This is a genomic window from Methanoregula sp. (assembly GCF_041663825.1).
GTDB lineage: Archaea > Halobacteriota > Methanomicrobia > Methanomicrobiales > Methanospirillaceae > Methanoregula.
The window spans coordinates 24,715-51,437 of the sequence record NZ_JBAYLY010000021.1 but is presented as its reverse complement, the minus strand read 5'-3'; the positions used below and the strand labels follow the sequence as shown (position 1 = coordinate 51,437).

Sequence of the window (26,723 nt, the reverse complement as noted above, 5' to 3'; positions counted from 1 at the left end):
GGCAGTCGGCGGGGGACAACCTTCATCCAGCGACTTGGGGTATACTGGTCCTGCTCCCACTCAGGCTACACTTGCGCCTACAAAGCAGAAGACTACGGTATCGTCGTCGGCTACACCATCTCATACATTTACTATACCGCCACTGCCTACCAATACGCCACGGTCCGGACTTGATGCGTTACCGGTTCTCGGTGCGCTCGGTCTGTGCGGTGCGATCTTCCTGTTCAGAAAGAACGGGAAGTAATCTCCTTTTTAAGGAGACCGCAGGTTACACGTGGGGACAGCGGGGTAAATCCCGGAAGGAGAGAAAATGAAGCAGGGAAAATGACTCCGTTTTCAGGAGAATGAGAAAAATGCAGAGACAATTCATAAGACTATCAATTATGGGGATCTTCCTGATCTCACTTGTTTTCGGGGCAGTAGTTTTTGCCGATACCGGAATGGCAACAACCATGAACTCCGCCAGGGGACCGGCAACGGGTAACCTTGTCGGGGATGTTGCAACCGGTAACACCGTTTCATCTTCCCCGGCTACCTCACCGGCCATTGCATTTACGGCATCTGCAAGAGTTGGTAAAGCACCCCTGACCATCCGGTTCACCGACCGTTCGACCCAGTCGCCAACATCCTGGCTCTGGAACTTCGGGGATGGCACCACCTCGAAGTTGCAGAACCCGGTTCATACGTATTCATCAGTTGGCACGTATACCGTGACACTGTCAGCAACCAATGCAATCGGGACAAATTCCAGCACAAAAACCAGTTACATCACGCTCTTAACTCCGGCCCCCATCTCGAACTATAATAATGGCAACCTTTATGTTGCGAACTCTCAAGGAGTGAAATACGATATCCCGAATGGCATCGCTAAAGTGTTTACCTACACCTACGTGCCGGATACCTACTTTGTCCTTTTTGAACAGGCCAACGGCGGTCTCAATGCCCTGCACATCTCCTCGACAACCAATGCCTTCTCCGGTTCCGACATCACCCGCACGACCAACAAGTCCGGCTCGTTCTGGATAACCTTCAGCGGCGGGCAGCCTTCCATGCCGGATGGCGTCCTGATGCTTGCCGTCAACGGCACGATCCCTGACGGTTTCACTGTCAATATCCGGTCGAGCGGGCAGGAGTTTGATCCGGGCACACCGGGCCTATCGAACCAGCCTATGCCCACCCATGTCACGTTCCTTGACGGTGCAGTAAATGAGACCTTTACGAAAAGCGACTTCATCTACGGCCCACAGAACTGGAAACCCTGCAGCAGTTCCGGCTACCCAATCTATACCGGGGAAAACCAGAACGATCCAATTAACCAGTACCAGATTATGTTCATCGACCTCCGGGTCGGGGCAGTCCAGAATAAAAGTCTGCCCAACAACGGCATGATCAAGGTAGAGTACAGCTTCACCAACCTGACAAGCACCGCAGTGTTCAATATTTATGGCTGGTATGAACAGTGCAATCACGGTACCGGTATCATTATGACAAATGATGTAACCTCCAGCGGGTATATGGTCTCCGGGACCGCTGGTGTACCTGACGCTCGGTTTACCGCAAACGTTACCTCAGGACCATTCCCGCTCGCTGTCCAGTTCACGGATACGTCCACGAATTTCCCGACCTCGTGGCTCTGGAACTTTGGGGACGGGGGTACATCTACCGTGGAGAACCCGGTGCACACGTACAGCAGTGCCGGCACCTACACGGTGCAACTCACCGCAACAAACGGCCAGGGATCCAACTCCCTGACCCGGTCGAATTACATCACCATCACTGCTTCCGGAACACCGGTTGTATCCTTCATGGCAGCCCCGGTGAACGGAGGCGTTCCCCTGGTAGTCCGATTCACCGACACCTCGACCAACTCACCGACATCGTGGTCCTGGGACTTCGGGGATGGCAGCACGTCCACCAGCCAGAACCCGTCGCATACCTATACCTCGGCTGGCACCTACACGGTCACATTAACCACCGGCAGCCTGACGGGAAATAACCGCCTGACAAAGAATGGATTTATCTATGCGACTACCGCTACAGGAGCCCTTCCCGGTTACACCGACATCTATGTCCGGGCCGCAAACCATGACGGCATCCGGCAGGATGTCAATGGCAACGGCACGTATTATATCAGCCCCGGTGCCGCAAGTGGCGGCCTCTCCGCCATCCACATTTCCACCGATCCGTCGGTCAGCGCCGGGCAGGTCACCGCGTCACAAAACCCGTCAGGGACCTTCTATGTCACTGCAAATTCCGGGGCCTACCAGGATGAGAGCGTCCTCCTGCTTGCAGTCAACGGGACCATCCCGGACGATTTCTCGGCCCGGATCACAACCAGCGGATACACCTGGACGCCGACCGGTTCGGTGCCTGCATCCGGCAGTTCCACGTACCAGTCGTCGGCACTCAACCAGACCTTCACGAAAGACGATTTCTTTTACGGCCCCCAGAACTGGAAACCAACCCAGGGGGATGCAAACTACCCGCTCTTTTACGGGCAGGACATGAACAGTTCGAAAAACCAGTACCGTCTCATGTTTATCGACACCCGGGCCGGTATTCTTAGTGACAGCAGCCTCACGGATAACGGTGCGGTCAGAGTCCAGTATAGTTTCACCGACCTTCCCGGCACTGCAACCTTCAATGTCTATGGGTGGAAGAGCGGGCAGGGCATGCAATGGACCAACGCGCTGACCGGTTCGGCCGCGAGCGGGTATACGGTGAGCCCAACGACGCCCACGGTACCCCCGGTTGCCAATTTCACGGCAAACACGACCTCCGGCAGGGCCCCGCTGACCGTGGCATTCACGGACGCTTCGACCAACAGTCCGACGTCGTGGACCTGGACCTTCGGCGACGGTAACACGTCTGCGGTCCAGAACCCCGCCCACACGTACACCACTGCCGGGACCTATACGGTGAATCTCACCGCTTCGAACTCAGCAGGGAATAACACGGTCACCCATGCCGGGTACATAACCGTGCGTTCTGGCAGTGGGACATCCTCAAGTGAGATCGGTGTATTCCGGCCTTCCACCGGTTACTGGTATCTGGACTATACCAACGATGGAACCGTTGACAAAGCAGTCAGGTTCGGGAAGGGTGGGGACACACCGGTTGTGGGAGACTGGAACAACACCGGAACTTCAGGGATCGGCGTGTTCCGAAAATCCACAGGATACTGGTATCTCGATTCCACGAATGATGAAAAGGCCGATATAACGGTAAAGTTCGGGAAGGGTGGAGACACGCCGGTTGTCGGGGATTGGAACGGAGCCGGAAAATCAGAGATTGGCGTGTTCAGAGAATCCACCGGGTACTGGTACCTGGATTATAACTTCGATGGAATTGCCGATAAAACGGTAAAGTTCGGGAAGGGTGGAGACACGCTGGTTGTAGGTGACTGGAACAACACCGGAACCACAGGAATCGGCGTGTTCCGAAAATCCACAGGGTACTGGTACCTGGATTTCAATAATGATGGTACTGCGGATAAAACGGTTAAGTTAGGAAAGGCAGGGGACACACCGGTTGTCGGGGATTGGAACGGAGCCGGAAAATCAGAGATTGGCGTGTTCAGAGAATCCACCGGTTACTGGTACCTGGATTATAACTTCGATGGAATTGTCGACAAAACAGTTAAGTTAGGAAAGGGTGGGGACACGCAGGTTGTCGGGGACTGGAACGGAGCCGGGACCACAGGGATCGGCGTGTTCCGAAAATCCACGAATTACTGGTACCTGGACAACAACCTCGATGGAACGATCGACTACCAGTTCAGGTTCGGTACTAATAACGACATACCGGAAGTGGGACACTGGGCGTAAATCTGGCCCGGTAAAATTTACTTTTTGGTGATTCCCAAAAAAAAAGCCCGCCACGGTTTAGTTGCATTAACTGGACTTAATGAAAATGATATCTCGTGATGGGTTTCGGGGACAGCGGGGTAAATCCCGGAAGGATAGAAAATGAAGCAGGGAAAATGACTCCGTTTTCAGGAGAATGAGAAAAATGCAGAGACGATTCATAAGACTATCAATTATGGGGATCTTCCTGATCTCACTTGTTTTCGGGGCAGTAGTTTTTGCCAGCACCGTAACGGTGGCAGATACGGGTACCCTGCAGCAGCCCGCAGATACCAGCCAGCCGGTCCGGGGCCACATGGCGTGGAACTATACGACCGGGATTGTCTATTTCGGCAGGTATGATCACAACGTGTATGCCCTCAATGCAACGACGGGGCATTTGATCTGGAATTATACCACGGGAAACACTATCCTCTCCTCCCCCGCAGTCGCAAAAGATACCGTCTACATCGGCAGTTACGGCCATAATCTCTCTGCCCACTCCAACCTCCCGCCCGTTGCAAACTTCAGCGCAGATGTAACAAGCGGAAAAACGCCCCTTGTCGTGAAGTTCACCGACACTTCGACTGGTTCGCCAACCGCATGGTACTGGGATTTTGGCGACGGCGAAAACTCCACGGTACAGAACCCGGTCCATACGTACCTGGCATCGGGAAACCTCACGGTGAACCTCACGGTTACAAATGGCGGGGGATCGGACAGCAAAGTGCGGGAGGGATACCTCTCCACGATTACAATATTACCCCCGGCTCCTGGTGCAAACTTCACGGTTGACAAAAATGGCGGGTTCGCGCCGTTGACCGTCCAGTTCGTTGACACGTCAACCGGCTGGCCGACGTCATGGTACTGGGATTTTGGCGACGGCAATACATCGACACGGGAGAACCCGGCCTATACCTACCTCCGGCCGGGAAACTTTACCGTTACCCTGACGGCGAAAAACAAGGGTGGCAGTTCCAGCATAGTACGAACCGCACCCATTACGATTCGCGCAAAAGTAATCCCACCGGGCCCGGATTTCTCGGTAAATGCAAGTTCAGGGACGGTTCCGCTCGTTGTCCAGTTTGAGGATCTCTCGACAGGCCCGGACATAACGGGCCGGGCCTGGGACTTCAACAACGACGGGATCATCGACAGTACCGACCAGAACCCGGTCTGTGTCTACAAGCTGCCGGGCAACTACACCGTCAACCTCACCGTCGCGAATACCTTCGGGACAAAAACGATTTCCCGGAAAGACATTATAACCGTGAAGGTGCTGGCACCGGTCGTCTCATTCAGCGCGGATAATGTGAGCGGGACACCACCCCTTGCCGTCCTCTTCAACGACACCTCCATTGGTGCGGGTATAACGGGCTGGGCATGGGACTTTAACAATGACAGCGTTATCGACAGCACCGAGCAGGATCCTACCTGCGTCTACAAACTGCCCGGCAACTACACCGTCAGTCTCACGGTCACGAATGTCTCCGGATCGAACACGACTTTCCGGGCCGGCTTCATCACGGTCGGCAGCCTGGCACCGGTCGTCTCGTTCACCGCGTGTAACGTGAGCGGGACACCACCCCTTGCCGTCCGGTTCAATGACACCTCGGTTGGTGCGGGTATAACCGGGTGGGCCTGGGACTTTAACAATGACGGCATTATCGACAGCACTGAACAGGATCCATCCTGTATCTATAAGCTACCCGGTAATTACACCGTCAACCTTACTGTCACGAATGCTTATGGATGGAACACACTATCGCGAGCAGGTTTTGTGACCGTGACAAATGGGGCTGTTGCAGATTTCACAGCGGACCAGACATCCGGAACGGTTCCGCTCACCGTCCAGTTCACGGATCTCTCGATGGGCCCGGATATAACCGGCTGGTCCTGGGATTTCAATAATGACGGCGTCATTGACAGTACTGAACAGAATCCCACCTGCACCTACAACGTGCCGGGCACTTATACAGTCAATTTTACAGTAACGAATGCATTCGGACCGGGCAGTATCTCTAAACAGGGATTCATAAAGGTCAATACACAGGCCCCGATTGCCAGTTTCACCATGAACCGTACCAAAGATATCGCTCCTGTCGCCGTTCAGTTCAAAGATACTTCTGCAGGCTCGAATATAACCGGGTGGGCGTGGGACTTCAACAATGACGGTGTCATTGACAGTACTGAACAGAATCCCACCTGCACCTACAATGTGCCGGGCAATTACACCGTCAATCTTACTGTCACGAACGCCTATGGATCGAACACGACCTCAAAAGCAGGCTCTGTAGACGTGTCCAGCGGGATCCCGGCCGCACGATTTGCGGTGAACAAAACATCCGGGTACGCACCACTTGTAGTCCAGTTCAAGGATCTCTCAACGGGTTCGGACATAACCGGGCGGTCCTGGGACTTCAACAATGATGGGATTATTGACAGTACTGACCGGAATCCATATTGTGTATATAATGTGCCGGGGAACTATACAATCAATCTTACCGTCACGAATGCCTATGGATCGAACACGATAGTACGGAAGGATTTTGTGACAGTGACCTGAGGAGGTTGGGGAAAAACAAATTTGGGATTAATCATCATCACGTATTATTTACCCGTTCCGACACCGGGTACGCTTTCATTCCCTTTGATGGATAAGGCGCAAGGATCCAGTGCAGGTCGTCCACAATAAGCGGATCGCGGGACAGCCAGCGCATCTCGTCGTCCTGCCGGAGGATCACCGGCATCCGGTCGTGGACTGGGGCCATCAGGGAGTTTGCAACAGTCGGGATGATCGTGTAGGTCGAAAGGGTCGTGCCCGCCGGGTTGCTCCAGATATCGTAGAGGCCGGCAAAAGCAAAGACCGGATCGTCTCGTACGCGGGAGTAGAACGGGACTTTGCGCCCGCCTTCCTGTTTCCACTTAAAAGAACCCGCTTGCGGGAACGATGCAGCGTTTTGTCCGCAGAAGATCCCGGAACATCGGTTTCACTTCGATACCTTCAGATCGGGCATTGATCGGGCGCCGGGCGGCCTTAATGTTCCGTACCCAGTGCGGCACGAGGCCCCTCATGACCGCTTCTGCCCGCTCGTGCGCCAGATCACCGGGTTCGTGCTGCCGGGCGCGATGTTGAAATGAGACCGGAATCCGATCATCGGGTCGATCACCCGGAACCTCCCGCAGAGGTCATCGATACAGGCAAGCGAGTACCGGCCACACAGGATAAACGTTCATTCTTGTGCAGGGGCTCATCAAACTTGTGCCAGCATCAGGTGAGAGATCACGTTCACACCGCTCACGATCGGATCTTTACCCCTATCAGTGGGGCAGTGATCAGGTGCTATGCAGATCGAGATCCGCAGGGGAATCACGCTCCGGCCGGGAACCTTCAACGCGGCAGTCTTTCCGGAAAAATCTAAAAAATGGCAGCTCATACAATCTCGCGGACAAAACCCGACTGAAAAAATTTTAAAAATCAACATTTGCTCGTTCACCGTTCTAAAATGTTTTTGCTTGTAACTCCGGCAAGGCATAACAGCCCACTTGGGAAAACAAGCTGTTTTTACCTTATAATTTTCTCCCTCGGCGGACTGGATCCAGATCTGAATTGGCCTCAAAACCGGGCCTTTCCTCGCTTAAAAAGAAGCCCGAATCGGGCTCCGATTGCTGGTATCATCTTCCGGAAAACCCCGTAAAACGCCCGGATTTAATCGGCATCCTGAAGTCACCAATTCTGGGTTATTTTATGAAAATACGCCCGCATAATCCTCCGATTTTTACCTCCAAAATATGGGTGAGTTTTCATTTTTGGCAAACTGTTCACTGACCCGGGAGAGGATCGGCCCGTAAAGAGCCTTGGCGCCCCTCTGACAATGGGGTCAAAAACAGACAATTTTCCGAGTGTATTTCCGCGCAAAAACCCTGAATCGGAGGTGTTTTTCTACGACGGCAAAGGGGTTTTTGATGAGGGATGGTGATTGCTGCCACCGGGTCATTGAAAAGAGGATTTTAAAAAAACTGCCAATTGTAGGATTTGAAATTACAACTTCCGTCGTGGAATGATCGAGTCATCGTATCATTTTTGCCGGTTAATCGAAATCCACAAAAATATTTTTTGGTTTATGGTATGGCTGCGGAACAGCTCGCCCGCGGGACCAGCCAGCACCCGGGGCTGGTCTGGTATCCCGGTTGTTTCACCGGGTTTTAATGGTAAATGTATCCCCGGTTTCCCATACATGAGTTGTCGGGTTGAGTACTTTCTGTATGCCGTCAAAGGTCCCGCTGTCTTCATGTACGGTAATGACAAGGTAGCCGACTTTCTGATCATTTGCGGCTACGGGCTTTAACGGGTATTTTACCGTGAGTGTCGGATCGGCATCCGCAGGATCGAAACCCTGCATAGGTGCACCCCCATTCCCGCTGACGATCTGCGGGAGGCCCTGTGATTCGGCCCGGACATACACGTGGGCATGCCCGCAGAGATAGGCAGAGACGTGGTTATTCACCATGCTTTTCCAGAACGTAGTACGTTCTTCAGGATGCATAGCGAGGCTGAAGGGCAGATCTTCCTTATCCATATCCACAAGGTATGCGGGGGAATGCCCGAAGACAAACATAAAAGGCCGGGTGTCCTGCGTGAGCTGCGCGTCGACCCAGCTCTGGTTCACGGTCTCCTTCTGTCCATTGTGTGCGATATAATCATCGGTGGCGATGAATTTAGCGCCATTATGGGTGAACGAATACGTCAGCTTCTCTTCACCGGGCGGCCCGTTAGTTGGCATAGTTGAGGCTACGGAAGTAAGGTAGGCGTCAAGCAGGGAAGCATCGGTCCTGTTCAGGTCTTCCTCATGATTTCCCCGGATGACATACAGCGGGATTCCGGTACCCTCGGTATAATTATGGATGGGAGAGACCGCCGCCATCCAGTTCCCGAACTGACCCGTGTAATTATTCTGCATCGGAGATGCATTTGAGAGAAGCGCTCCGTTGACCAGATCGCCGATGTACAGGGCCAGGTCCGGCTTCTCTGCAGCAATTGCCTTTGCAATCGGGCTGAGATCCGGGCTGATGCCGGTTGTCGTATTCGTCGCGGGGTCAGGGGAGTCCCCGAATACCACGAATCTCCAGCTCCCGGATGCGGCGGGTGTTGTGGATCCTGTAAAACTTTTCACGGTTGGAATATTTCCGATATCGAGATACTGGCCTCCTTCCCGGGTATAATTCGGCCAGGTAACATTCATCCCGCCATTCGGGTCACCCGTCTTTGCGAACCGGGTCCAGAGATCCACGAGGTTGGCGGCAACCGCCGGATCCGGTTTCACTTCCGGGACTCCGAAGAGCATGAGGGTCTCGCTGCCATGGAATGCTCCCAGGTTTATCCCGGGCATGACATAGGAGTACCGGTACAGGTATGTCTTCGGGTTCAGGTCCCCCATCGACCCCGCTGCAAACTTCACCGAGTCAGAGAAGTCATAGTCCGTCATGATCTGTGCAAGGCGGAGCTGGACTTCAGCAGTCGAATTTGCGGGATACTTTGCGAGGACTGCATCAGCATCCTTCCCAAACCGGCCCCGGATAAATGTCACGTACTCCGGAACGGTCATGTTGGCGTTCGCTGAGAGCGTGGTCCCGTCATTGGCGTTGTTCCCGATCATCAGGGGAACCGGATTCTCACGGTGGAGAAGATACAGGTTGTCCAGGGTGTCAGGGAGGATCCACCCGTCGACCGTTGGCTCGAACTGGACGGTGTGAGTGTCCCAGAAAGAGGATGACGGCGATGGCGTTGCATTAATCAGGGTTTCGGGACTCAAAGTTCGCATCCCGGCGATCGCGTCCGGGCCGGAGTATCCAAGGCTTGTCGCGTACTCCACGCCGAAATGTTCGGCGTCCGCTTTTGGATGGGTGGCATTGATAATCGCCCCGTCCGCCCAGAAGGGGCCACTCTCGACAATCGCCTGTTGGTAGAGCCCTTTACTCTCCGGGCTGGCCAGATGGATGAGCACACTCTCCGCTCCTGCCGACTGCCCGAAAATGGTCACCCGGGACGGATCGCCGCCGAATGCCCCGATGTTCCGCTGAACCCAGGAGAGGGCAGCCTGCTGGTCGAGAATCCCATAATTGCCCGAAGCGTTGTGCGTTGACTCATTGTCAAGTCCGGGATGAGCAAGGAACCCGAGAGCGCCGAGCCGGTAGTTTGGCGTGACGACAATGACCCCTTTCTGTGCAAGAGTGGTCCCATTATACGCCGGCATGGATGAGGCCACACTCTTGAATCCCCCGCCATAGAAAAAGACCATAACTGGCAGTTTCTCATCTGCACTGTGGGCCGGGGTCCAGACATTGAGGTACAGGCAGTCTTCGCTCATGTTCAGCTGAGCTGGTGATCCCGGTGAGGGGGCAGTGGCCGGCTGAGGACACGTAGCCGAATACTGTTTTGTTTCCTTAACGCCATCCCAGGGCTGTACCGGTGCAGGAGGTCTCCACCGCAGGTTGCCTGTCGGGGGAGCAGCAAACGGGATGCCGTGGAAGACCCGGAGCCCGTTCTGGTCTATACCTGAAACATAACCGGCGTCCGTCTTCACAATCCCGGATACTTTTTCTTTCTGGGTACACCCGGCAAGAAAAGATGATCCGATGAGGATCAGGCAGATTGCCAGAACACAACTTGTCAGCTTACACGTTTGCATACGATTACATCCCCTCGTGTTTTCTCATGGAAAAGCCGGGTGTTCGCAGAATCAGAAAAGATCTTAGCGGGTCCCACTGCATGCCGGCATCCAGATAGAAATCAAAGATTTTTTTGTGAATATTACGCTGTGACACATTAACGCTTTGTATCTTCCTTAAATCCGAACCCCCCTCGAAAAAGTCCCGACGATATTTCTCCTGCTTCTACAGCCCATCGCCCTCCCGGTATCCGATAAGGCGGGGCATCACCCGGAAGAAAAAATCAGGGTAAGATCCGGACACATGTCCCATTTTGCCCGGGCCGGTCAGTTTTTAATCCCGCCTCTAAATAAAACCCGGCAAACCGGCTGCTCAACTATTCACATGGGCCGGGGCGCAACCGGTCCGTGGCTGCAACACCACGCGGAACATGACCGGCCACACCTCTCGTTAAACCCGATGCAAAACCTGCTAAAAACAGGATCCTTAATCTCACTTCCGGTTATTATTCCGCCTATCACTGACGACAGGAAAAATCATGGAGAAAAAAGAAACAATTAAATTTTCAAATAATCTTTAAAAAAAAGTTCGAAGAGAAATGATCAGATATCAGCGGTATCAAAGCGTTCGATATAACATTCGCCAAATGATTGTTTTTCCCCGGGTTTGAGTGCGAGAAGGAGACTGTCGGCATGTTCTTCGCAGACATAGGCAAAACAGCATCCGAATGACTGGAACCCGATCGCGTCCCTCTCACAGTGTTCGCACTTTTGTTTTTCGGCCATGGTTATTTTCTTTTGGAGGTTTTCAGAGATACATCTTTTTGGTCTCACGGGTCTGGTCCGGGAACCTCTGGATGAAACGCTGGTTTCAGGTAAAAAAACCCCGGGGCCGCTAAAAAGGATCAGCAGTTCCTATCAGGAAATGGTTCACGTATCCTGTAGGGTGTTTCAGCATCAAGAGCAGAAAAAACGATTTTTGCCAGCACTGTTATTTCAGGTCACAGGGAATCTACATCCCTCCCCGTTTTTAGTAAAATATTAGTGATCAGCTGTATCGAAGCGTTCGAGGTAACAATATTCATACGCCTGCTTTTCACCGGGTTTGAGTGCGAGAAGGGCACTGTCGGCATGTTCTTCGCAGACATAAGAGACACAGAATCCCAAAGACTGAAGGCCGATTGCATCCTTCTCACAGCGTTCACACTTTATTTTTTCTGCCATCGTTATTTTATGTTGGAGTTTTTCACAGATACATCTTTTTAATCTCACGGATCTGGCCAGGAAACATCAGAATACGACGCAGGTTTTGGGTAAAAACAACCCGGGCCGGAATAAAAAAAGGACCCCCTTATATCAGGAAATGGTGCACGTATCCTCTAGGAAGAGTTCATCACCATGAGCACAAAAACGATCTCTTCCCGTACCATTATTTCAGATTACAGGGAAAGTGCCTCGATCATTATTCAGGAAAATGATCAGATATCAGCTGTATCGTTCGAAGACACAAACACCAAACTGTTTTTTTTCACCAGGTTTGAGTTCAAGAAGGAGGCTGTGAGCATGGTCCTGGCAGACATATTCAAAACCACCCTCAATTGATTGAAATCCGATAGCATTCTTCCCACAGTATTCACACGTTGGTTTTTCTGCCATGATCATTTTTTTTATCTTTTCATAGATACATCTTTTTAATTTTAACGGACATCATCAGGATCTCCCCGGATTACATGCAGTAATCCCGCAGATTACCGGTGGAAAGCAAAGGTAACCTTACCGGTCTCATGCGATAATTTCACAAAAGTAAACACGTGTACAAGAAAGAGCGTCAAAAGGGCTTCAGTGTAAACCCCCGTTGGCCCCGGTTGCGTTGTCCGTAATTGTACGGAGATCGTTTGCCGTCTGGATTCCAGAATTAAAAAAAACCCGGCCGGCACATTACCGGACAATTTAAAGGGTGGACAAAAACACCCTCCCGCCATACCCGTCATGCGGGGCTAAAAAATATTGCACGACGGATCTTATACGATCCCGTCCGTGGGAATTATTTCCGTCGTTTTGCAATCGCCACAACAAAGCCGAGCGCCACAAACGGAAGGGCTGGTACGAGCGACGCCTTCTGCGTGGGTGTGGCCGGGACAGCAGGTACAAAGGATGCGTTCTGTTTCTGCTGGCTGTCCAGCCATTGCATGGCATAGGTCAGCTGGACATCCTCACCGGCTACCGACCGTGCGACCATATCCTCGTTCATCGGTACCCGGATCTGCGGCGACACCCCTCCCGCAAGCATGGCATTGCTGTCAACCTGGATTGTACCGTTTATGTCAAGCGATGCTCCGTCAGGGAAGGTGATATACTGGCCGAGCGGCATTGCTGCCTGGAAGTTATTCATGCCAAATGCCCCGTTCGTCCCGTACCAGGAGATGATCGGTCCCCGCCCGGTCTTTGCAAAGATCATAGGAACGCCTTCGCCGGAACTGATCGTATCGGGGCTCACGAGCACGGCGACCGGCCCATCGAATGCATCCGGTTGGGGCTGTGTCCATGCCTCTGACAAAACCTTAAACGTGTGAGTACCGGGATCATACTTGGTGACATATTCGTAGAAGACCGGCTGCTCCACAAACCACCCGGCAACACAGGATGCAATATTGTCGTCCCCGCCGCTGTTATACCGGAAGTCAAGTACGATGCCAGGCGTTTTGTTTTTTATCGCAGACTGCATCGCAGATTTAAACGGCTGGTAGACGTCGTATGATTCGCTGTAGATTGCAATATACGCATACCCGCCGGGCAGCGTCCTGTAAGTGACTGTATCGTTACTGATCTGGGGCTGGATATCAGTCCAGATCTGTTTTACCCCGTAATCGTTGACCTGCCTCCCAAGGAACGTGGAAGTCTTTTTCAGGGTTTCGTACCCGTCATCGTAAGCCGTAAGATTCACAATCAGGGGGCTTGAATTGTCACGCCGGATAACCGAGACCGTTACAGATTTCCCGACCGGGCCCCGGGTCAAAAACCGTTGCTGGTGGAGGAGGATACCTTCGGCAGTTGAGGGCTTTTTTACCGCCCAGATGTAGGAAGTTGCGTTGATGGCAGCGTGAATTTCCTTTCCGTTCCATGTTGTCACTTCATCGTCAGGCCGTATCCCGGCGATCTCTGCCGCACTTCCGTTTGCAACATAACTCACGATAACTTTCCCGGAATCAAGCCGGCTCACGGCAATCCCGTAGCCCCCGCCAATGTCCGCGTATTTTGCCCCGAATTCACCGGTGGCCGGCATAATCCCTATATACCCGTCCGGGACAGAAAACAGGTATTCCCGGAGCGCCCGGTAATACGCAGCCTTGTCCTGTTTTTTCTCTGCATCGGCAATGACCGGTGCGTAGGTCTGGTAGAGTGTATCCCAGTCAACCGCTCTCCACCGGGTAAATGCGTACCTCTCTTTAAAGAGAGTATGAAGAGAGAGAAAAGCGTCGCTCCACGACTCGTTGCTGAAATCCGCAAGCGGGGTCTGGTTTGCGGCAATCGGCGAAAATGCCGCAACAAGTTCCTCGTTGTATGCAGTCTCATTGTTCTTCTCAAACGGTGCGCAGGTATCCTTCCAGACCATACCACAGCCCGGGCAGGAATCCGAACCTGCTGCAACTACCGGGAAAATGATCGTGACCAGCAGAACCGGCAAAAGCACACCGGCGATTGCCCGGTATCGTGGAACCTTCATCTGTGAGACCACTTCCTGCTTTGCGAAATTCCCTGCTTTCCATGCAGACCGATCATACAGGGTAGTATCTGCTTCGCTGTTTATAAGTGAATAATCATTTTGTTGTGCGAGATGAGCGCCTCGGTTCCCCCTTGTAATTACCACACTATTGAGATCGTGGCAGACCTTTCGAACGTACCTTTCGGTGTGGCAGGGTACTTACGGGCCCTATTAAAAAAAGTGGGGGCAGAAGGTAAAACGGGAGTACCTGTGGGTACCCCTACCCGGTAATAACAACCATAAGGAATTCCGGCGCACATAAAAAAGATAAGGAAAAACCTATGCCTGCACCTGACCTTTCCCTCGAAACTACTGTTGGTCCATTGAGGTTTAAGAACCCGTTCCTGCTTGCCTCAGGTCCCCCGACTGCATCGGGCAAACAAATCCGGCATGCGTTCCGGCTCGGCTGGGCGGGTGCAGTCACGAAGACCATTGTCCCGGATACGATGGAAATTGTGGATGTCTCGCCCCGTTTTGCGGTCTGGAAAGATGAGAATTCCCGGCTCCTTGGATTTGAGAACATTGAACTGCTCAGCAAAAAGGATGAATCGTACTGGACCCGGGAGATTGCCGCAATAAAAAAGGAGTACCCCGGCCGGGTCCTGATTGCAAGCATCATGGCCTCACCGGATCCAAAAGAATGGCAGGAACTTGCCGGTACCGTGCAGGATGCAGGGGCAGATGCGATCGAACTGAATGTTTCCTGTCCACACGGGATGCCGGAACGGGGGATCGGTGCGGCAATCGGGCAGCACCCCGATCTTGTCGGAGAGATAACCCGTGCAGTAAAACCGTTTGCGACAGTTCCCCTGATTGTCAAGCTCACGCCCAATGTGACGGACATCATGCCGGTTGCACATGCGGCGGTGGACGCCGGGGCCGATATCATTGCCGCCATCAACACGGTCCAGTGCCTCATGGGCATCGACCTCGATACGCTCGAACCCCGGCCCTCGGTTGCCGGGGCGAGTACCTACGGGGGATACTCGGGGCCCGCAATAAAACCCATCGGGCTCCGGATTATTTCGCAGATTGCCCGGGAGATTCCGGTCCCCCTTATGGGAATTGGTGGGATCTCCCGCTGGCAGGATGCAGCCGATTACATAGCAGTCGGTGCATCGGCAGTCCAGATCTGCACAGCGGTCATGTGGGAAGGGGCAGGTATTATCCATGAAATGAATACTGGCCTGTCGGGATATCTTGCACAAAAAAACTTTCCCGGTGTCGGTGCACTCAAAGGCTTAGCCCTACCCCATATTGGAACGCACACAGCCCTCTCGCGGGACACGATTAGTTATGCAACGTTGGAATTCCCGGAGCGGTGCACATCCTGCGGCAGCTGTGTTGTTGCCTGTCGTGACGGGGGATACCATGCCCTATCGATAGGAGACCGGCATGTCGTAATCGATAAAAAACTGTGTAACGGGTGCAGCCTGTGTTCCTTTGTCTGTCATAAAGGTGTGATTGTCATGCGGCCCGGTTCGTAAACCGGTACGTTCCATGAGGCACTGCCGCTGTAATTGGTTCCCATTTGCACCGCATCGCGGGACACCGGCCAACCTCCGGGTCATGACCGGGCACTGGATACAGGAATCGGGTATACTATTGATTTCTGATTAAATCAAGTCCGGATCAAAGGTATATCCATCACACTTCTCGTTTTCCCTCATAAAACAGGATGACGTCACACCGGGGAGTCAATCCTTATCCCCCAGTACTTCTCTAATTTTCCTTTGCAAATATCAGAATTTTTTAATAGGACTTGCCGAAGCGATTCCCGGTCCGTTGGGGGTACCCCCTCCTGCCAGCCCAAGGTGGCACCCCCCACTCCCAAAAAGGGGAGGTACCCCTACCCCCCGACCGATTTTTTTTAAGTATGATACCCCCACCCCCCTGTCCGGGCATAAGAGGGACCCTACCCCCCCTTTCCGGCATTTCCAAAACCTGTGCTTCGCGTGGAGTCATCGTCTGAAGGTATATTTTGCCGGCCAATGGCTTGGGGGGTAGGGGCCTCTTTTCTTACTAAGGGGGGATCCCCCGCTCCCAAAAAGGAGAGGCCCCCCCATACCCCGACCGATTTTTTTAAAGCATGATACCCCTACCCCCCTCTTGTGGCCCGAGGGTGGGGGGTGGCTGTCAAAAAAGATACTTCCGGTTCCAGATCTGGCTTATACGAATTTTTGGTGGTTGTTCATTTAACTTGAAAATAGAGAAGTACTGTCCCCCGCAGAATGGTGACGATCGGGTCGAAAAATAAGTTACCGGAAAAGGTCGTGGAGGGATAACCGGTATTGGCCGAGTGACCCTTTAAAATTTGATGCACCAATGTACATAACAGTCCCTGTTTTTGTCGCAGCCCGGATGCCGGTTCTCATCGCATCCTGAATGGAGGTCACATCGATGCCATTTAAGACAATCTCATATACACAAGCCACGCCGTCGGGGACTAGCGAATCGCGGATGCGGTCCTTTAACGTCGGACACCAGATATGATTGGTGCTCGCCGGCATCGGGAAACGATAATTCTTGCACCCGACTTTCGAACCGCTCGCAATAATGCCACCCGCAAAACTGGTTATGACACCATGCATCCCGGTTATTTTTTCCATCGCAGCAACAGCCCCTGAGAGTGCCGACTGCTGGTCTTTACCCATGATAAGAAAATTCCCGCCGGCAATTCCCTTCACGGTCCCGAACCGTTCCTCTCCCAGATACTCGCCTTCCATAACCGGGATCTTCCAGCAGCTCCTGCCGCCAATCATGCATCGCTCTTCATACCGGTCCCCGAAATAGTGCATTTTTGTGTAAAACCGGGAGTCAGCATCAGGAAAACCGTCAAATGCAGAAGCGGTCGGTGTCGGGAGAATACACTGGGAAATCCTCGCGGCGACATTTGATTTCATATTCTTCTTTTCAGAACAGATCAAAATCGAGATACCTGCCCTGCCATCAGGAGTCTCTTCTGAAGAAAGGCAGCGTTCGATCCCGGCCTCGCAGGGACACCCGATTTTGGATGTTGCAAATCCTGTCGCTTCAACCGCGGCTTTATACGCCCATTCTTTTGTTGCTGCCGTGATGATGACCCTTGAGAGCCATGTAGGGAATGCCTCTGCAAAGGTGTCAAGTATTTCGGTACCGTTGAGCTCCATCGCTTCCCCTTTTGCCCGGATAAACAATGCCATCCTCGGTTATGATATAGTCCATCCGGATATCATTTTCATCGACAGGCAGGCTTGCCATCTCCTGGCAGGCAAACGCGACCCCGATCTTTTTTAAGTCCGGGTTTTTCGAGAGAAACCGGTCATAATACCCGGCCCCGTATCCGATCCGTCCCCCGGCCCGGTCAAAACCAAGCATCGGGAGGATGATTGTGTCGATATCCTTTGCATCGGCCGGAATCTCGCTCCCGATAGGCTCCGGGACGCCAAATGTGCTCGGGACAAGCGCAGCAAAATCCCGCAAATAGGAAAGACGGAGGCTGACATCTTCTTTAACGATAATCGGGACTACCACCGGGTTTTTCTTCTCAAACAGGGCCAGGATCAGGGATTTTGTATTGACCTCTTTTTCCTTGGAGGTAAAGACCATGACGGTCTCGCCGGGCCTGATATTTTTCATGAGATGACGGGTGATCGCGAGGCTTTTTTTGAGCCGATCCTCCGGCACCATTGCGTCCTTTCGCTTACGCAGGATATCCCGCACCCGGGCCTTTTCTTCACTCATGGGCAGTAGTGTATCGGGGACGTATTTATGAGTTTAGATGATCCGGACCCACGGGTGCAGAGACTTCAATCTCACCGAAATGGGAAATGCCGGGAACCCGGGTAGAACAGTTCCTTTAAAAAAAATTCCTGATCCGGAATTATCAGATTTTATCACGCTCCACGCCAAACCGGAGAGTGCATGAAACATCTCATTTTTGTTGCTATCGTCATCGTTGCCGTACTGCTTGCCGGATGTACCGCCACTGCTCCTTCGACCGGGACAACACCGGCAGCCGGCACCACGGATCTGACCGGGAACTGGACCGGTTCGATGACGGGCTATACCCAGGATGCAGGATACATCTCATTTCCCGCCGGAAGCATGAGAATGACCATTGTAAACCAGACCGGTCGGGTATTTTCCGGGACCATGGTCTTTGTTGAGAATAACGGGCCAGAAAAGACCGTAGCATTTGCCGGTGTGATCGGCCACGATGGCAAAACCCTGACCCTCACAAACGAGGGGGGCGGGTATGATACCGGCTCAATCCTTTCCGATAATGAGCTTGAACTCGTGTATGCTTATGATGGCAAGCCATTTATTATTACAATCGACTCGCTTAAAAGGGTCTAGAAAAACTCACCCGTTTTTTTTCCAGTCCCTACAACCGGCCCTTTAAAAAAAATTGACGGGAGAGCGTGACCCGGGGATTCCGGGACATCAGTTCTCCCGGTGCATTTGCAGGTAAAAAAAGATTATTTTCGTATGGCACTTTCAATCCGGTCACCGATAAATGTCCCTGCCATGAAGATAACCACAAAGATCAGGATCTCGATGATCACACCGATTGTTCCCAGGTACCCGAAACTGACACTCAGGTTGCCGGGAGCGAGGACGTTCATGACGAGCACGAAGACAAGACTGACAACAATCCCGATGATCGCCCCGTTCCGGAGAATGCCCACGTAGTCTTCCTTTCCCTTATGAAAAAAACCAAAGGCAATACCGATCAGTAAATCCAGCAGTTCAAGCAGCATTCCATTACCTACAGGAGAACTGTAGTATCCCGCGGCGTTAAAAGGTTCCTAAAAAAAGGATGGCCGCCGGAATTTCCTGATCCCGGTTCTTTGCCAGTATGGAGTGAGGATTTCTTTTTATTTGCAGAGACGCACGGGTCAGGGGGGTAAATGCCCCGGCCGGCGGGGTAACGGGTTACGCCCGTGCGCCCCGGGTGATCTCTCCTCCGGCAGCACGGACCGCATCTTCGATTTTTGTGAGCAGTTCTTCATCGTTCAGGGCAAAGTCCAGTAACTCGAATTTGTTCACGAGCGCGATAGGCTTGAAAATGACGAGCGGCTTTTTCCCGTGAGTCTCACCGGAATAATTGGCCGGTACGACCGTCATAGTCCCGTTCTCCCAGACAGCCACGTTTCCGTTCCCTGCCTCGTTCCAGAGTTTTGTTACGATATCCTGTGTGATCATTGGGTAGTGCTCCTCTTTTACAAAATGGTGACCAGCAGATCCCCGGGCAGGTACCGTACCGGCCCCCGTCAGGACTCCGGCGTCCTGTTCTCTTCCGGGGCCACACCGGCGACAAGTGCAAGGGCTGCCGGCATAATAAGGATCGACCCGAGGAGAGAGAAGATAACGGCAAACACGGTTGCAAGGCCGAAACTTGAAAGGATGGGGAACGGCGCGAAGAGAAGAGCGGAGAAACCGCTCGCGGTCACAAGGCCCGAGACCGTGACTGCCGCGCCGATCTTCCGTACCGCTTCCTTCCGGGATTTGAAGGGATCACCGGTGGCCTTGACCTCTTCGATGTACCGTTCCATGACAAGGACCGTATATTCGGAGCCGACCCCGATGGTCATCGAGCCAAGCACGGCCGTGAGCAGGTTGTAGTTCTGGCCCAACGCAATCATGGCAAGCGAATTCCAGCCGACCACGCAGATCAGTGGGATTAAGGGGGTTGCCGCTACCCAGGTGCGGTACACCAGGAGGAGGAAAATAAGGATTAAAATGAAACCGAGCATCGTCATCTGGTCTTTACTGATCTTTACCTGCTCAGTGAGGCTTGTGTAGAGGGTAAAGTCCCCTGTAGGGGTGACCTCAGAGCCGGCCGGGGGCTCAAGCCAGGCAATATCGTTTTGCACATTATCGACAAAGGCGCACTGCTGGTTGACGGTCATGGACTTGGTACTAATCGTCACGATTGATGTCGTGGTATCGATCCGGTAGGAGGCCAGCTGTTCCGGAGGGATGGTCGCAAGGACCCGGTTGAGATCTGCCTGGTTTGTGGGGAGGACCCCGTTGTTCTTTGACCGGATGAGGGCCGGAAGGCTGTCGATACTGGCGATCTCGTCATTTTTCTCCTGGATATATGTACACATCCGGTCTATCCACGTGATCCCGTTCACCGTTGTGGTATCGATCCCCCGGATATAGAGCGGCAGGGGCGTAAAGGACCCGGCAACCGAGGTGACCTTGTCCGAGACAAGCTGGGCCGGAAGGTCGGAAGGTACCATGGACTGCTGCGACATGTCAATGAGGATATCCTTGTCCATCGAGATCCCAATACCGGCAATCACAACGGCAATGATAAGGACGGGTATTGCATGATGGGCGATCTTTCCTGCAAGCACTGAAAGATTCTTCCCATACGCCGGCATCAGCCTGCCGGAGATACCGGCATGCAGGGGTTTTGGAGTATAGTTGAGGAGGTGCGCAAGCGCCCCGAAACCAACGAGTGTCGTTACGTAACTACAGGTGATCCCGAGGATCGAGACCGTGGCAAAGGTATGAATCATGGGGATGGGGGTGATGTACATGGCCGCAAACCCAAGTGCCGTTGCCGCAAGGGCAATAAGAACGGAGGGGCCGGTGGAGGTGATCGTTGTGTACATGGCCTCATCCGCACTGCTCTTTCGCCGCTCCTCGTCAAACCGGGAGTGGAACTGGACGGCATAATCGATCCCAAGGCCAAGAAGGATCGGAAACGCGGCAAGCGCCCCGTCGTTTGCCGGGATCTGTAAAATCCCCATGATGCCGAACATGAAAAAGAGGCCGAAGACGAGCAGGATCACCGGGAGGAACCAGTACCGCATGTTGGAGAAGAGGAGCGCAAGCACGAGTAACATGAGCATGATACACGCGATGATGACCGTCAGAAAAGCGGTCTTCATGGCATCAGCGAGCTGGATGTTATAGGGTGTGTTCCCCGTCAGCTCGATCGACACGCCCGGCGGGAGCGTGGCTTCATCAATTGCGGTCACCACGTACGGCTCTACCATTGATGAGGTGTCTGATGAAACGCCCTGGTCTATCACCACATAGGCAAGGGACATCTGCTTGTCCGGGAGGTATGTGCTCCGGGTATCTGCGGGGAGGGCGTTCGTGATAGCCGTCACTTCTGCCGAAGTGCCGGGAATAGTCCCGCCGTGGTTCTGGGCAACGATATCCGCGATGGAGACCGCGCTGCCGACATGGTCGATCCGGCGGATCTGTTTTTCGAGGACGAGAAGGTCGTTTAAGAGGTCCGGGTCGGACAGGTCAGATCCCTGGATCACGAGAATATACGTATCCTGCCCGTACCGGTTATTATACAGGTCGTAGATGATACCGGCCGGTGAGTTCTTGTCCAGGTACTGGTCGGAGGATTCCTGTGAGGGAATCATGGTGGCACAAAAAAGGGCAGCAATGGCGAGCAGGACCATCGTGGCAAGAATTGCTTTCGGGCGATGGTTGACCAGGTGTGCAACCGGGCTGAACAGGGCTTCCGTCTTTTCCATCACGTATTCCTCGGAACTGTCTTGGATACTATAGCGGCAAAAGCCTGTGTTCGCGGGAAATGTTCCCCTTACAGAACTCCCTGTCCGCACGGTGCCTTTGGGTACTTTTAAGACCCATCACATTACTTTTGGGACTTTTATATTCCGGCAGATATCAAATGATGATCTTTATCACATAAAAAAACATTGAATTGTTGATGAACCTCCACACCCGGTATAACAGTTATGGTTTTCTCATCCTGCTCTGCATTCTTTGCGGGTTCTGCATTTCACCCTGCATGGCAGTCGCCAGCATTTACTCCGGCGGTCCTGATCTGACGGTCTCCCTTGAATCCACCAATGAACTGGTCCCCGGCACGACAACCGAACTTCCCCTTCTTATTGAGAACCGGGGAACGATAACAGAAGAGGTGTATTACCCGTACACGCTCAGGTCAAAATACACCCCGACCACGGCTATGGGGGCAACCGTTCAGCTCCTGCCGGGCAATGCCCCGGTTCTTGTAAAGACCAATCCCCAGAAAGTGGGTGATGTGGCAGCCGGCGCCATTATTCCGGCGTCATTTACAATCACAGCCCCCCAGGGAGTACCGGCCGGCAACTACACGATGCTTGCACGGATCACCTACCAGTACATGCCCCGGGCCGAACAGGAGACCACGACCGATATCGAGTATTACTTCAAGGACGATTCTGTCACCATTCCGGTTCCCGTGATCGTGCGCCCGATCGCCATGCCCACGGTCGTCCGCGTCGAGAGCATGGGACTCCATGCCGGCGGGGAGGGGTATCTCGCCGTGACGCTCAATAATACCGGGCGGGATATTGGCAGGGATGCATCCGTATACCTGGTACCCTCAGGGGTAAGCCCGCTTGTCCCGTCAACAAACGGCATCTATATCGGGGACTTTGTCCCGGGCAACACCACAACGGCGCGGTTTAAGATCGCCGTTGCGCAGGATGCCGATTTCACCCAGACATACCCAATAGCCGTGTACCTGAAGTACACCGATTTCGAGGGAAACATCGTGCAGTCCCCCCTCGTTAATACCGGGGTTGACTTTAAGCAGAAGATCCGGTTCCAGGCCGGAGGGGATCCGGTCGTCCTTCACCCGGGAAAGACGGACGTTGTCAATGTCACGTATACCAATGTCGGAACTGCGCCGGCATATAATGCCCAGGCGCGGATAAGCGTGGTCGATCCCTTCACAAGCGAGGACGATACGGCATACCTGGGCACCATCCTTCCGGGCCATTCCGCCACTGCCCTTTTCAGCATCAAGGCTGACGGGAAAACCACGCCTAAGACGTACTCGGTAAATTCAGAGATCCAGTATACCGATCTCAGTAATACGGAATATACCTCCGACACGATCCGGGTTCTTGCCACGGTTGAGAATGACACCACGTCGCTCCTGCTGCCTATAGGTGTTCTCCTGCTTGCCATTGCCGGTATCATCGCGTATATCGCGTACAGAAAAACGAGAGCGGTCTGAAGCATCCTGGTGGTCCCTGATGATCTCCCCACATTCCCGCACAAGGACCGGTGTCCTGCCACTCGCGGCAAGGATTGTTTTTATCATCCTTGTTGCCGCACTGATCTGCCAGGCCCCGGTCCTTGCCGTGGCCTATATCTATGACGTTAACGAGCACCCGGATCTGGGGGCAAATGTCCAGGGAGAGCCCGAGTTTTTCCCGGGCGATGATTTTGTGCTCACGGTCGATCTCACCAATGCTGCCCGGGCAGAGTCGATGGAGGTCGCATCATTGAAGGCAAACCTCTATAATCCTACCACGGCTCTCGTAGTATATGTTATACCGGAAGCCGGGGCTGCTCCGGTTACGATAAAGAGCCTCCCGGTCACCGCAGGGGACATTGGTTCTTCGGATATTGTACCGGTGACGATCCGGGGGACCGTCAGCCCGGATGCGCGGCCCGGCACATCGGTCATGTTCCTGAACGTATCTTACCAGTATATTCATGCGATGCCAAACATCGAGTCCGGCATTCCCACGGTCACCCCGGTGTACGAAGAAGTCCATCAACTCCTGCCGATCACGTTCCGGGTCAAAGGACAGGTCCAGCCGGTGGTCTCCGGGACAGGATCCCTCAATATGGTTCCGGGGACGCAAGGGTACCTGAACATTACGCTGAAAAATGCGGGGTACGCAACCGGGCGCGATGTGGCATTTATCCTCGTACCGGCCGACAACACTACCTTCAAGCTCATCGATGCAAGCATGTACGTGAGCATATTCCGGCCGGGTGACGTGGTCACCATTCACCCGCGGATCGCCGTATCTGAAGATCTCCCGGCCGGGTTCTACCCGGCGAATATCACAGGTATTTACAAAGATATTAAAGGGATCTACCAGCAAATCCCGACCGTCCCCGTGAGGATTTCCGTTGCCCGGGGAGCGGTGTTCTCGATGTCCGCATCCAACATGACGCTCGCAAATAACGGGAAGCAGACCATCTCCCTTACCTATACAAATAGAGGGGACCGTGTGGCATACGGTGCAGAAGCCCGTATCACCGGCGACCAGGTGATCGTGCCGGAGACGGATACGGCTGCACTCGGGGATGTGGGCCCGGGCGATTCGGTCACGGCAGAATATGTCATTTCAGCAGAAAAAGCCATACCGGGTAAACAGTATGTGCTCGATACTGAAGTCAAGTACCGCGACAGTCTCGGTGCCCTGATGCTCTCCGACCAGTACCATACCGGTGTTTCGATCGAACAGCCCTCAGGACTCGCCGATGCACTGTCCGATCCGGTGGTCCTCATCATCCTCGCAGCAGTCATCGCATGCGCCGGTTTCTTCGGATGGAAGCACCTTACAAAGAAACAGTAAAAACGGCAACGCCCGACAAGCAGTCGCCATTAAAAAGGAAAGGCAAATCCCTTATTTTTGGTTGTGACAGGTAGAACGGGGGGATACGACCCGGCAAAGACTGCACAATTATCCGTCATGGTACCACTCCTCGGCCTCCTCTGCCAGGAAAGTTCCGGCAGGATGGACACGGGTCCGGACCTCGATGACGTCCTCAACCTGCGACCGGATACGGTCTTTTAAGCTCGTGGCAATCCGGTATGCCTCGCTCACGGTCAGGTCCGGGGCAGTTTCAATCGTAATATCTACAGAGACTGCCCCACCGAAGGACCGGATCCTCTGCTCGGATACAAAGCGTACCTCCGGGGTGTCCTCGACAATCTGCTCAATTATGGTCATCACCTGCATCGACGGGCTCGCATCGATGAGCTCTTTTGCGGCCTGAACTGCCTCGTTTAAGCTGTAAATAAGGAGTGCCATCCCCACGATGACCGTCAGGATGGTCTGGATGATGGTGATCGAAGGTGCGACGATCAGGAAAATTCCGCTGATAAGAAGGATCGCTGCACTGGCAATGTCCAGCCGGATGATCATGGCGTCCATCAGGAGAAGACGGCTGCCGATCTTCCTGCCGGTCTTCCAGATGAACCGGCAGAGAAACGCGAGGACGGCGATGAGAACAAGGGAGAAGACCACCGTTGCCATACCGTAACCCGCGGGCAGTTGTTCCGGGGGGGTTGTGATGGTATGGTAGAGGATGTGAACCATGCACACGGCAATACCGAGAGCAAAAAAGAGCAGGAACAATGTCTCGATCCGGCGGTAGCCGTAGTTCATCTTCCAGTCTGCTTTTTTCGAGCCGACGCGGAGGGTAAAAAGCATCATTACGTCGGGTACGAGCCAGGCAAGGTTGCCGGCCCCTTCGATCAGGAAGAGTTTGTTGCGGCTTAAAAGACAGAAGATGAGTTCAGCAAACCCGATGATTGCTGTGACCCCCATGGAGAGTATCATGGTACGTGAGGCAAGGAGAGACCGCTGCTCCTCCGGTATGCTCTCACCGGTGATATCGGATGTGTGTTCCCCCGTCAGGCCCAAAACCATGGTATCTTACCCGCAATGCCCGTTTTAAGTATTTGGGAAGAGGTACGGATATATCCCTCGTTTTTCGGAATGTTCACGTTCGCGTGCCCGGGCAAAAAACCCATTTAGTGGGTATTTTGATGCGAAAAAAAAGACATCACATAAAGGTTGTCCATTAGTATTATGTTTTAAAAAACGTCATACAAATGGATGGTCGATAAAAAATACGAATCATTGAAGATCGAAAACATCGTTGCATCCGGTGCTGTTGCAGAGTCCATTGATCTTGTTGATTTTTCAGATAAGACCGAGAACTGCGAACTTAATAAGAAACGATTCCCCGGCGCAGTCTATCATATCGCGAATCCTAGGATTGCGTGCCTGATCTTTTCGTCGGGTAAGGTCGTAATCACGGGACTCCGTGACGATAAGGCGCTTGCTGACGGACTTGCTATTGTCATCAAATCGTTAAAAGATGCTGGCATTGAACCCCTCAAAGAGCCCCGGGTTGCAATTACCAATATGGTCTGTTCGTACGATCTCGGCAGATACATCAATCTCAACAAGCTGATGATTACGCTCAATATGGAACGTGTGGAGTACGAACCCGAACAGTTCCCCGGGCTGGTATTCCGGATTGCGGAACCGAAGATCGTTGTTCTTATTTTCTCATCGGGTAAAATCATTCTTACGGGGGGTAAGACCATCGAAGATGTCAAGAAGGGACTTGACGCCCTCAAACAGAAACTTGAAAGCGTTATGTAAAAGGGGGACATTTTCATCTGCTTTTTCTGCAGTACGCCTGTTCATTGCAGTAAACGCCGGTTTTTTAGGAATCCTGAATTCTCTTTATCCGGGCAAACACAAAACTCTACGCTGGTCTTAAGCCTGCACCGTCACGCGAGGACCGGCCAGCCGGGCGCCACTACCGGCACCGTATCCTGCTCCTTTGGGGGGGGTCGGACAGTGTACTTTCATGGTGAACGAAAGGGGGAACTTGTACTTATTCCCTCGTGATTTTTGTATATTATCAGCAGGG

Annotated in this window: 22 protein-coding genes; 8 read left to right on the top strand and 14 right to left on the bottom strand. The window is 53.2% G+C overall.

Going from position 1 to position 26,723, the window contains the following annotated elements; genetic code table 11:
• The 3 genes from WCX19_RS10050 to WCX19_RS10040 form a co-directional block, all read left to right on the top strand.
• A partial coding sequence (locus WCX19_RS10050; protein ID WP_373007693.1) for a hypothetical protein occupies nt 1-244 on the top strand: 244 nt, incomplete at its 5' end.
• A gap of 109 nt (nt 245-353) precedes the next feature.
• The gene (locus WCX19_RS10045; RefSeq protein ID WP_373007691.1) at nt 354-3,827 is read left to right on the top strand and encodes a PKD domain-containing protein; all 3,474 of its coding nucleotides are present in this window, start codon (nt 354-356) and stop codon (nt 3,825-3,827) included.
• A gap of 184 nt (nt 3,828-4,011) precedes the next feature.
• Complete coding sequence (locus WCX19_RS10040) at nt 4,012-6,411, top strand: PKD domain-containing protein (RefSeq protein ID WP_373007689.1); 2,400 nt, start codon at nt 4,012-4,014, stop codon at nt 6,409-6,411.
• Between the two features lie 37 nt (nt 6,412-6,448).
• On the opposite strand, the gene WCX19_RS10035 is transcribed toward WCX19_RS10040, so the two are convergent.
• The 8 genes from WCX19_RS10035 to WCX19_RS10000 form a co-directional block, all read right to left on the bottom strand.
• Nucleotides 6,449-6,820: an SOS response-associated peptidase gene (locus WCX19_RS10035; protein WP_373007700.1), complete on the bottom strand. Its 372-nt coding sequence runs from the start codon at nt 6,818-6,820 to the stop codon at nt 6,449-6,451.
• A complete protein-coding gene (locus WCX19_RS10030) occupies nt 6,771-6,947 on the bottom strand; it encodes an SOS response-associated peptidase family protein (RefSeq protein ID WP_373007698.1) in 177 nt (58 codons plus the stop codon). The genes WCX19_RS10035 and WCX19_RS10030 overlap by 50 nt, the downstream gene beginning before the upstream one ends.
• Nucleotides 6,948-7,099: 152 nt before the next feature.
• A complete protein-coding gene (locus WCX19_RS10025; RefSeq protein ID WP_373007687.1) occupies nt 7,100-7,282 on the bottom strand; it encodes a hypothetical protein in 183 nt (60 codons plus the stop codon).
• 759 nt (nt 7,283-8,041) lie between these two features.
• Nucleotides 8,042-10,534 (bottom strand): carboxylesterase family protein, encoded by a 2,493-nt coding sequence (locus WCX19_RS10020; protein WP_373007685.1) that lies wholly within the window; start codon nt 10,532-10,534, stop codon nt 8,042-8,044.
• Between the two features lie 582 nt (nt 10,535-11,116).
• Nucleotides 11,117-11,299, bottom strand: a complete 183-nt coding sequence (locus WCX19_RS10015; protein ID WP_373007683.1) for a hypothetical protein — start codon at nt 11,297-11,299, stop codon at nt 11,117-11,119.
• A gap of 255 nt (nt 11,300-11,554) precedes the next feature.
• A complete protein-coding gene (locus WCX19_RS10010; RefSeq protein ID WP_373007681.1) occupies nt 11,555-11,737 on the bottom strand; it encodes a hypothetical protein in 183 nt (60 codons plus the stop codon).
• 261 nt (nt 11,738-11,998) lie between these two features.
• Nucleotides 11,999-12,169 carry a hypothetical protein gene (locus WCX19_RS10005; RefSeq protein ID WP_373007679.1) on the bottom strand — a complete coding sequence of 57 codons (171 nt, stop codon included), beginning with the start codon at nt 12,167-12,169 and terminating at the stop codon, nt 11,999-12,001.
• 388 nt (nt 12,170-12,557) lie between these two features.
• A complete protein-coding gene (locus WCX19_RS10000; protein ID WP_373007677.1) occupies nt 12,558-14,237 on the bottom strand; it encodes a S41 family peptidase in 1,680 nt (559 codons plus the stop codon).
• Nucleotides 14,238-14,557: 320 nt separating this feature from the next.
• On the opposite strand from WCX19_RS10000, the gene preA reads away from it, so the two are divergent.
• Nucleotides 14,558-15,763 (top strand): NAD-dependent dihydropyrimidine dehydrogenase subunit PreA, encoded by a 1,206-nt coding sequence (gene preA, locus WCX19_RS09995; RefSeq protein WP_373007675.1) that lies wholly within the window; start codon nt 14,558-14,560, stop codon nt 15,761-15,763.
• A 771-nt stretch (nt 15,764-16,534) separates the two neighbouring features.
• Here the strand turns inward: preA and fhcD are convergent.
• Together fhcD and WCX19_RS09985 are read right to left on the bottom strand one after the other, a co-directional pair.
• On the bottom strand, nt 16,535-17,425 hold the full coding sequence (fhcD, locus tag WCX19_RS09990; RefSeq protein WP_373007696.1) for a formylmethanofuran--tetrahydromethanopterin N-formyltransferase: 891 nt from the start codon (nt 17,423-17,425) through the stop codon (nt 16,535-16,537).
• A complete protein-coding gene (locus WCX19_RS09985; protein WP_373007673.1) occupies nt 17,397-17,999 on the bottom strand; it encodes a 5-formyltetrahydrofolate cyclo-ligase in 603 nt (200 codons plus the stop codon). Before WCX19_RS09985 ends, fhcD begins: the two co-directional genes overlap by 29 nt.
• A gap of 180 nt (nt 18,000-18,179) precedes the next feature.
• Here WCX19_RS09985 and WCX19_RS09980 point away from each other — a divergent pair, with 180 nt between their 5' ends.
• On the top strand, nt 18,180-18,614 hold the full coding sequence (locus tag WCX19_RS09980) for a hypothetical protein (protein ID WP_373007671.1): 435 nt from the start codon (nt 18,180-18,182) through the stop codon (nt 18,612-18,614).
• A gap of 122 nt (nt 18,615-18,736) precedes the next feature.
• Here the strand turns inward: WCX19_RS09980 and WCX19_RS09975 are convergent, their stop codons facing one another.
• From WCX19_RS09975 to WCX19_RS09965, 3 genes are all read right to left on the bottom strand, one after another.
• A complete protein-coding gene (locus tag WCX19_RS09975; protein WP_373007669.1) occupies nt 18,737-19,018 on the bottom strand; it encodes a hypothetical protein in 282 nt (93 codons plus the stop codon).
• 175 nt (nt 19,019-19,193) lie between these two features.
• On the bottom strand, nt 19,194-19,463 hold the full coding sequence (locus WCX19_RS09970; RefSeq protein WP_373007667.1) for a hypothetical protein: 270 nt from the start codon (nt 19,461-19,463) through the stop codon (nt 19,194-19,196).
• Nucleotides 19,464-19,531: 68 nt separating this feature from the next.
• Nucleotides 19,532-21,769, bottom strand: coding sequence for an RND family transporter (locus WCX19_RS09965; RefSeq protein ID WP_373007665.1), 2,238 nt, complete (start codon nt 21,767-21,769; stop codon nt 19,532-19,534).
• A gap of 197 nt (nt 21,770-21,966) precedes the next feature.
• Between WCX19_RS09965 and WCX19_RS09960 the strand changes: the two genes are divergently transcribed.
• On the top strand, nt 21,967-23,265 hold the full coding sequence (locus WCX19_RS09960) for a COG1361 S-layer family protein (RefSeq protein ID WP_373007663.1): 1,299 nt from the start codon (nt 21,967-21,969) through the stop codon (nt 23,263-23,265).
• A 19-nt stretch (nt 23,266-23,284) separates the two neighbouring features.
• On the top strand, nt 23,285-24,625 hold the full coding sequence (locus WCX19_RS09955; protein WP_373007661.1) for a COG1361 S-layer family protein: 1,341 nt from the start codon (nt 23,285-23,287) through the stop codon (nt 24,623-24,625).
• 108 nt (nt 24,626-24,733) lie between these two features.
• On the opposite strand, the gene WCX19_RS09950 is transcribed toward WCX19_RS09955, so the two are convergent.
• Complete coding sequence (locus WCX19_RS09950) at nt 24,734-25,705, bottom strand: cation diffusion facilitator family transporter (protein ID WP_373007659.1); 972 nt, start codon at nt 25,703-25,705, stop codon at nt 24,734-24,736.
• 189 nt (nt 25,706-25,894) lie between these two features.
• On the opposite strand from WCX19_RS09950, the gene WCX19_RS09945 reads away from it, so the two are divergent.
• Nucleotides 25,895-26,449, top strand: a complete 555-nt coding sequence (locus WCX19_RS09945; protein ID WP_373007657.1) for a TATA-box-binding protein — start codon at nt 25,895-25,897, stop codon at nt 26,447-26,449.
• The last annotated feature ends 274 nt before the right edge of the window (nt 26,450-26,723 follow it).

Excerpts from the sequence above, each read along its gene's own strand:
- WCX19_RS10045 (WP_373007691.1), top strand. The coding sequence starts at position 354 with ATGCAGAGACAATTCATAAGACTATCAATTATGGGGATCTTCCTGATC.
- WCX19_RS10040 (WP_373007689.1), top strand. The coding sequence starts at position 4,012 with ATGCAGAGACGATTCATAAGACTATCAATTATGGGGATCTTCCTGATC.
- WCX19_RS10025 (WP_373007687.1), bottom strand. The coding sequence starts at position 7,282 with ATGAGCTGCCATTTTTTAGATTTTTCCGGAAAGACTGCCGCGTTGAAG.
- WCX19_RS10020 (WP_373007685.1), bottom strand. The coding sequence starts at position 10,534 with ATGCAAACGTGTAAGCTGACAAGTTGTGTTCTGGCAATCTGCCTGATC.
- WCX19_RS10015 (WP_373007683.1), bottom strand. The coding sequence starts at position 11,299 with ATGGCCGAAAAACAAAAGTGCGAACACTGTGAGAGGGACGCGATCGGG.
- WCX19_RS10010 (WP_373007681.1), bottom strand. The coding sequence starts at position 11,737 with ATGGCAGAAAAAATAAAGTGTGAACGCTGTGAGAAGGATGCAATCGGC.
- WCX19_RS10005 (WP_373007679.1), bottom strand. The coding sequence starts at position 12,169 with ATGGCAGAAAAACCAACGTGTGAATACTGTGGGAAGAATGCTATCGGA.
- WCX19_RS10000 (WP_373007677.1), bottom strand. The coding sequence starts at position 14,237 with ATGAAGGTTCCACGATACCGGGCAATCGCCGGTGTGCTTTTGCCGGTT.
- preA (WP_373007675.1), top strand. The coding sequence starts at position 14,558 with ATGCCTGCACCTGACCTTTCCCTCGAAACTACTGTTGGTCCATTGAGG.
- fhcD (WP_373007696.1), bottom strand. The coding sequence starts at position 17,425 with ATGGAGCTCAACGGTACCGAAATACTTGACACCTTTGCAGAGGCATTC.
- WCX19_RS09985 (WP_373007673.1), bottom strand. The coding sequence starts at position 17,999 with ATGAGTGAAGAAAAGGCCCGGGTGCGGGATATCCTGCGTAAGCGAAAG.
- WCX19_RS09980 (WP_373007671.1), top strand. The coding sequence starts at position 18,180 with ATGAAACATCTCATTTTTGTTGCTATCGTCATCGTTGCCGTACTGCTT.
- WCX19_RS09975 (WP_373007669.1), bottom strand. The coding sequence starts at position 19,018 with ATGCTGCTTGAACTGCTGGATTTACTGATCGGTATTGCCTTTGGTTTT.
- WCX19_RS09970 (WP_373007667.1), bottom strand. The coding sequence starts at position 19,463 with ATGATCACACAGGATATCGTAACAAAACTCTGGAACGAGGCAGGGAAC.
- WCX19_RS09965 (WP_373007665.1), bottom strand. The coding sequence starts at position 21,769 with ATGGAAAAGACGGAAGCCCTGTTCAGCCCGGTTGCACACCTGGTCAAC.
- WCX19_RS09960 (WP_373007663.1), top strand. The coding sequence starts at position 21,967 with ATGAACCTCCACACCCGGTATAACAGTTATGGTTTTCTCATCCTGCTC.
- WCX19_RS09955 (WP_373007661.1), top strand. The coding sequence starts at position 23,285 with ATGATCTCCCCACATTCCCGCACAAGGACCGGTGTCCTGCCACTCGCG.
- WCX19_RS09950 (WP_373007659.1), bottom strand. The coding sequence starts at position 25,705 with ATGGTTTTGGGCCTGACGGGGGAACACACATCCGATATCACCGGTGAG.
- WCX19_RS09945 (WP_373007657.1), top strand. The coding sequence starts at position 25,895 with ATGGTCGATAAAAAATACGAATCATTGAAGATCGAAAACATCGTTGCA.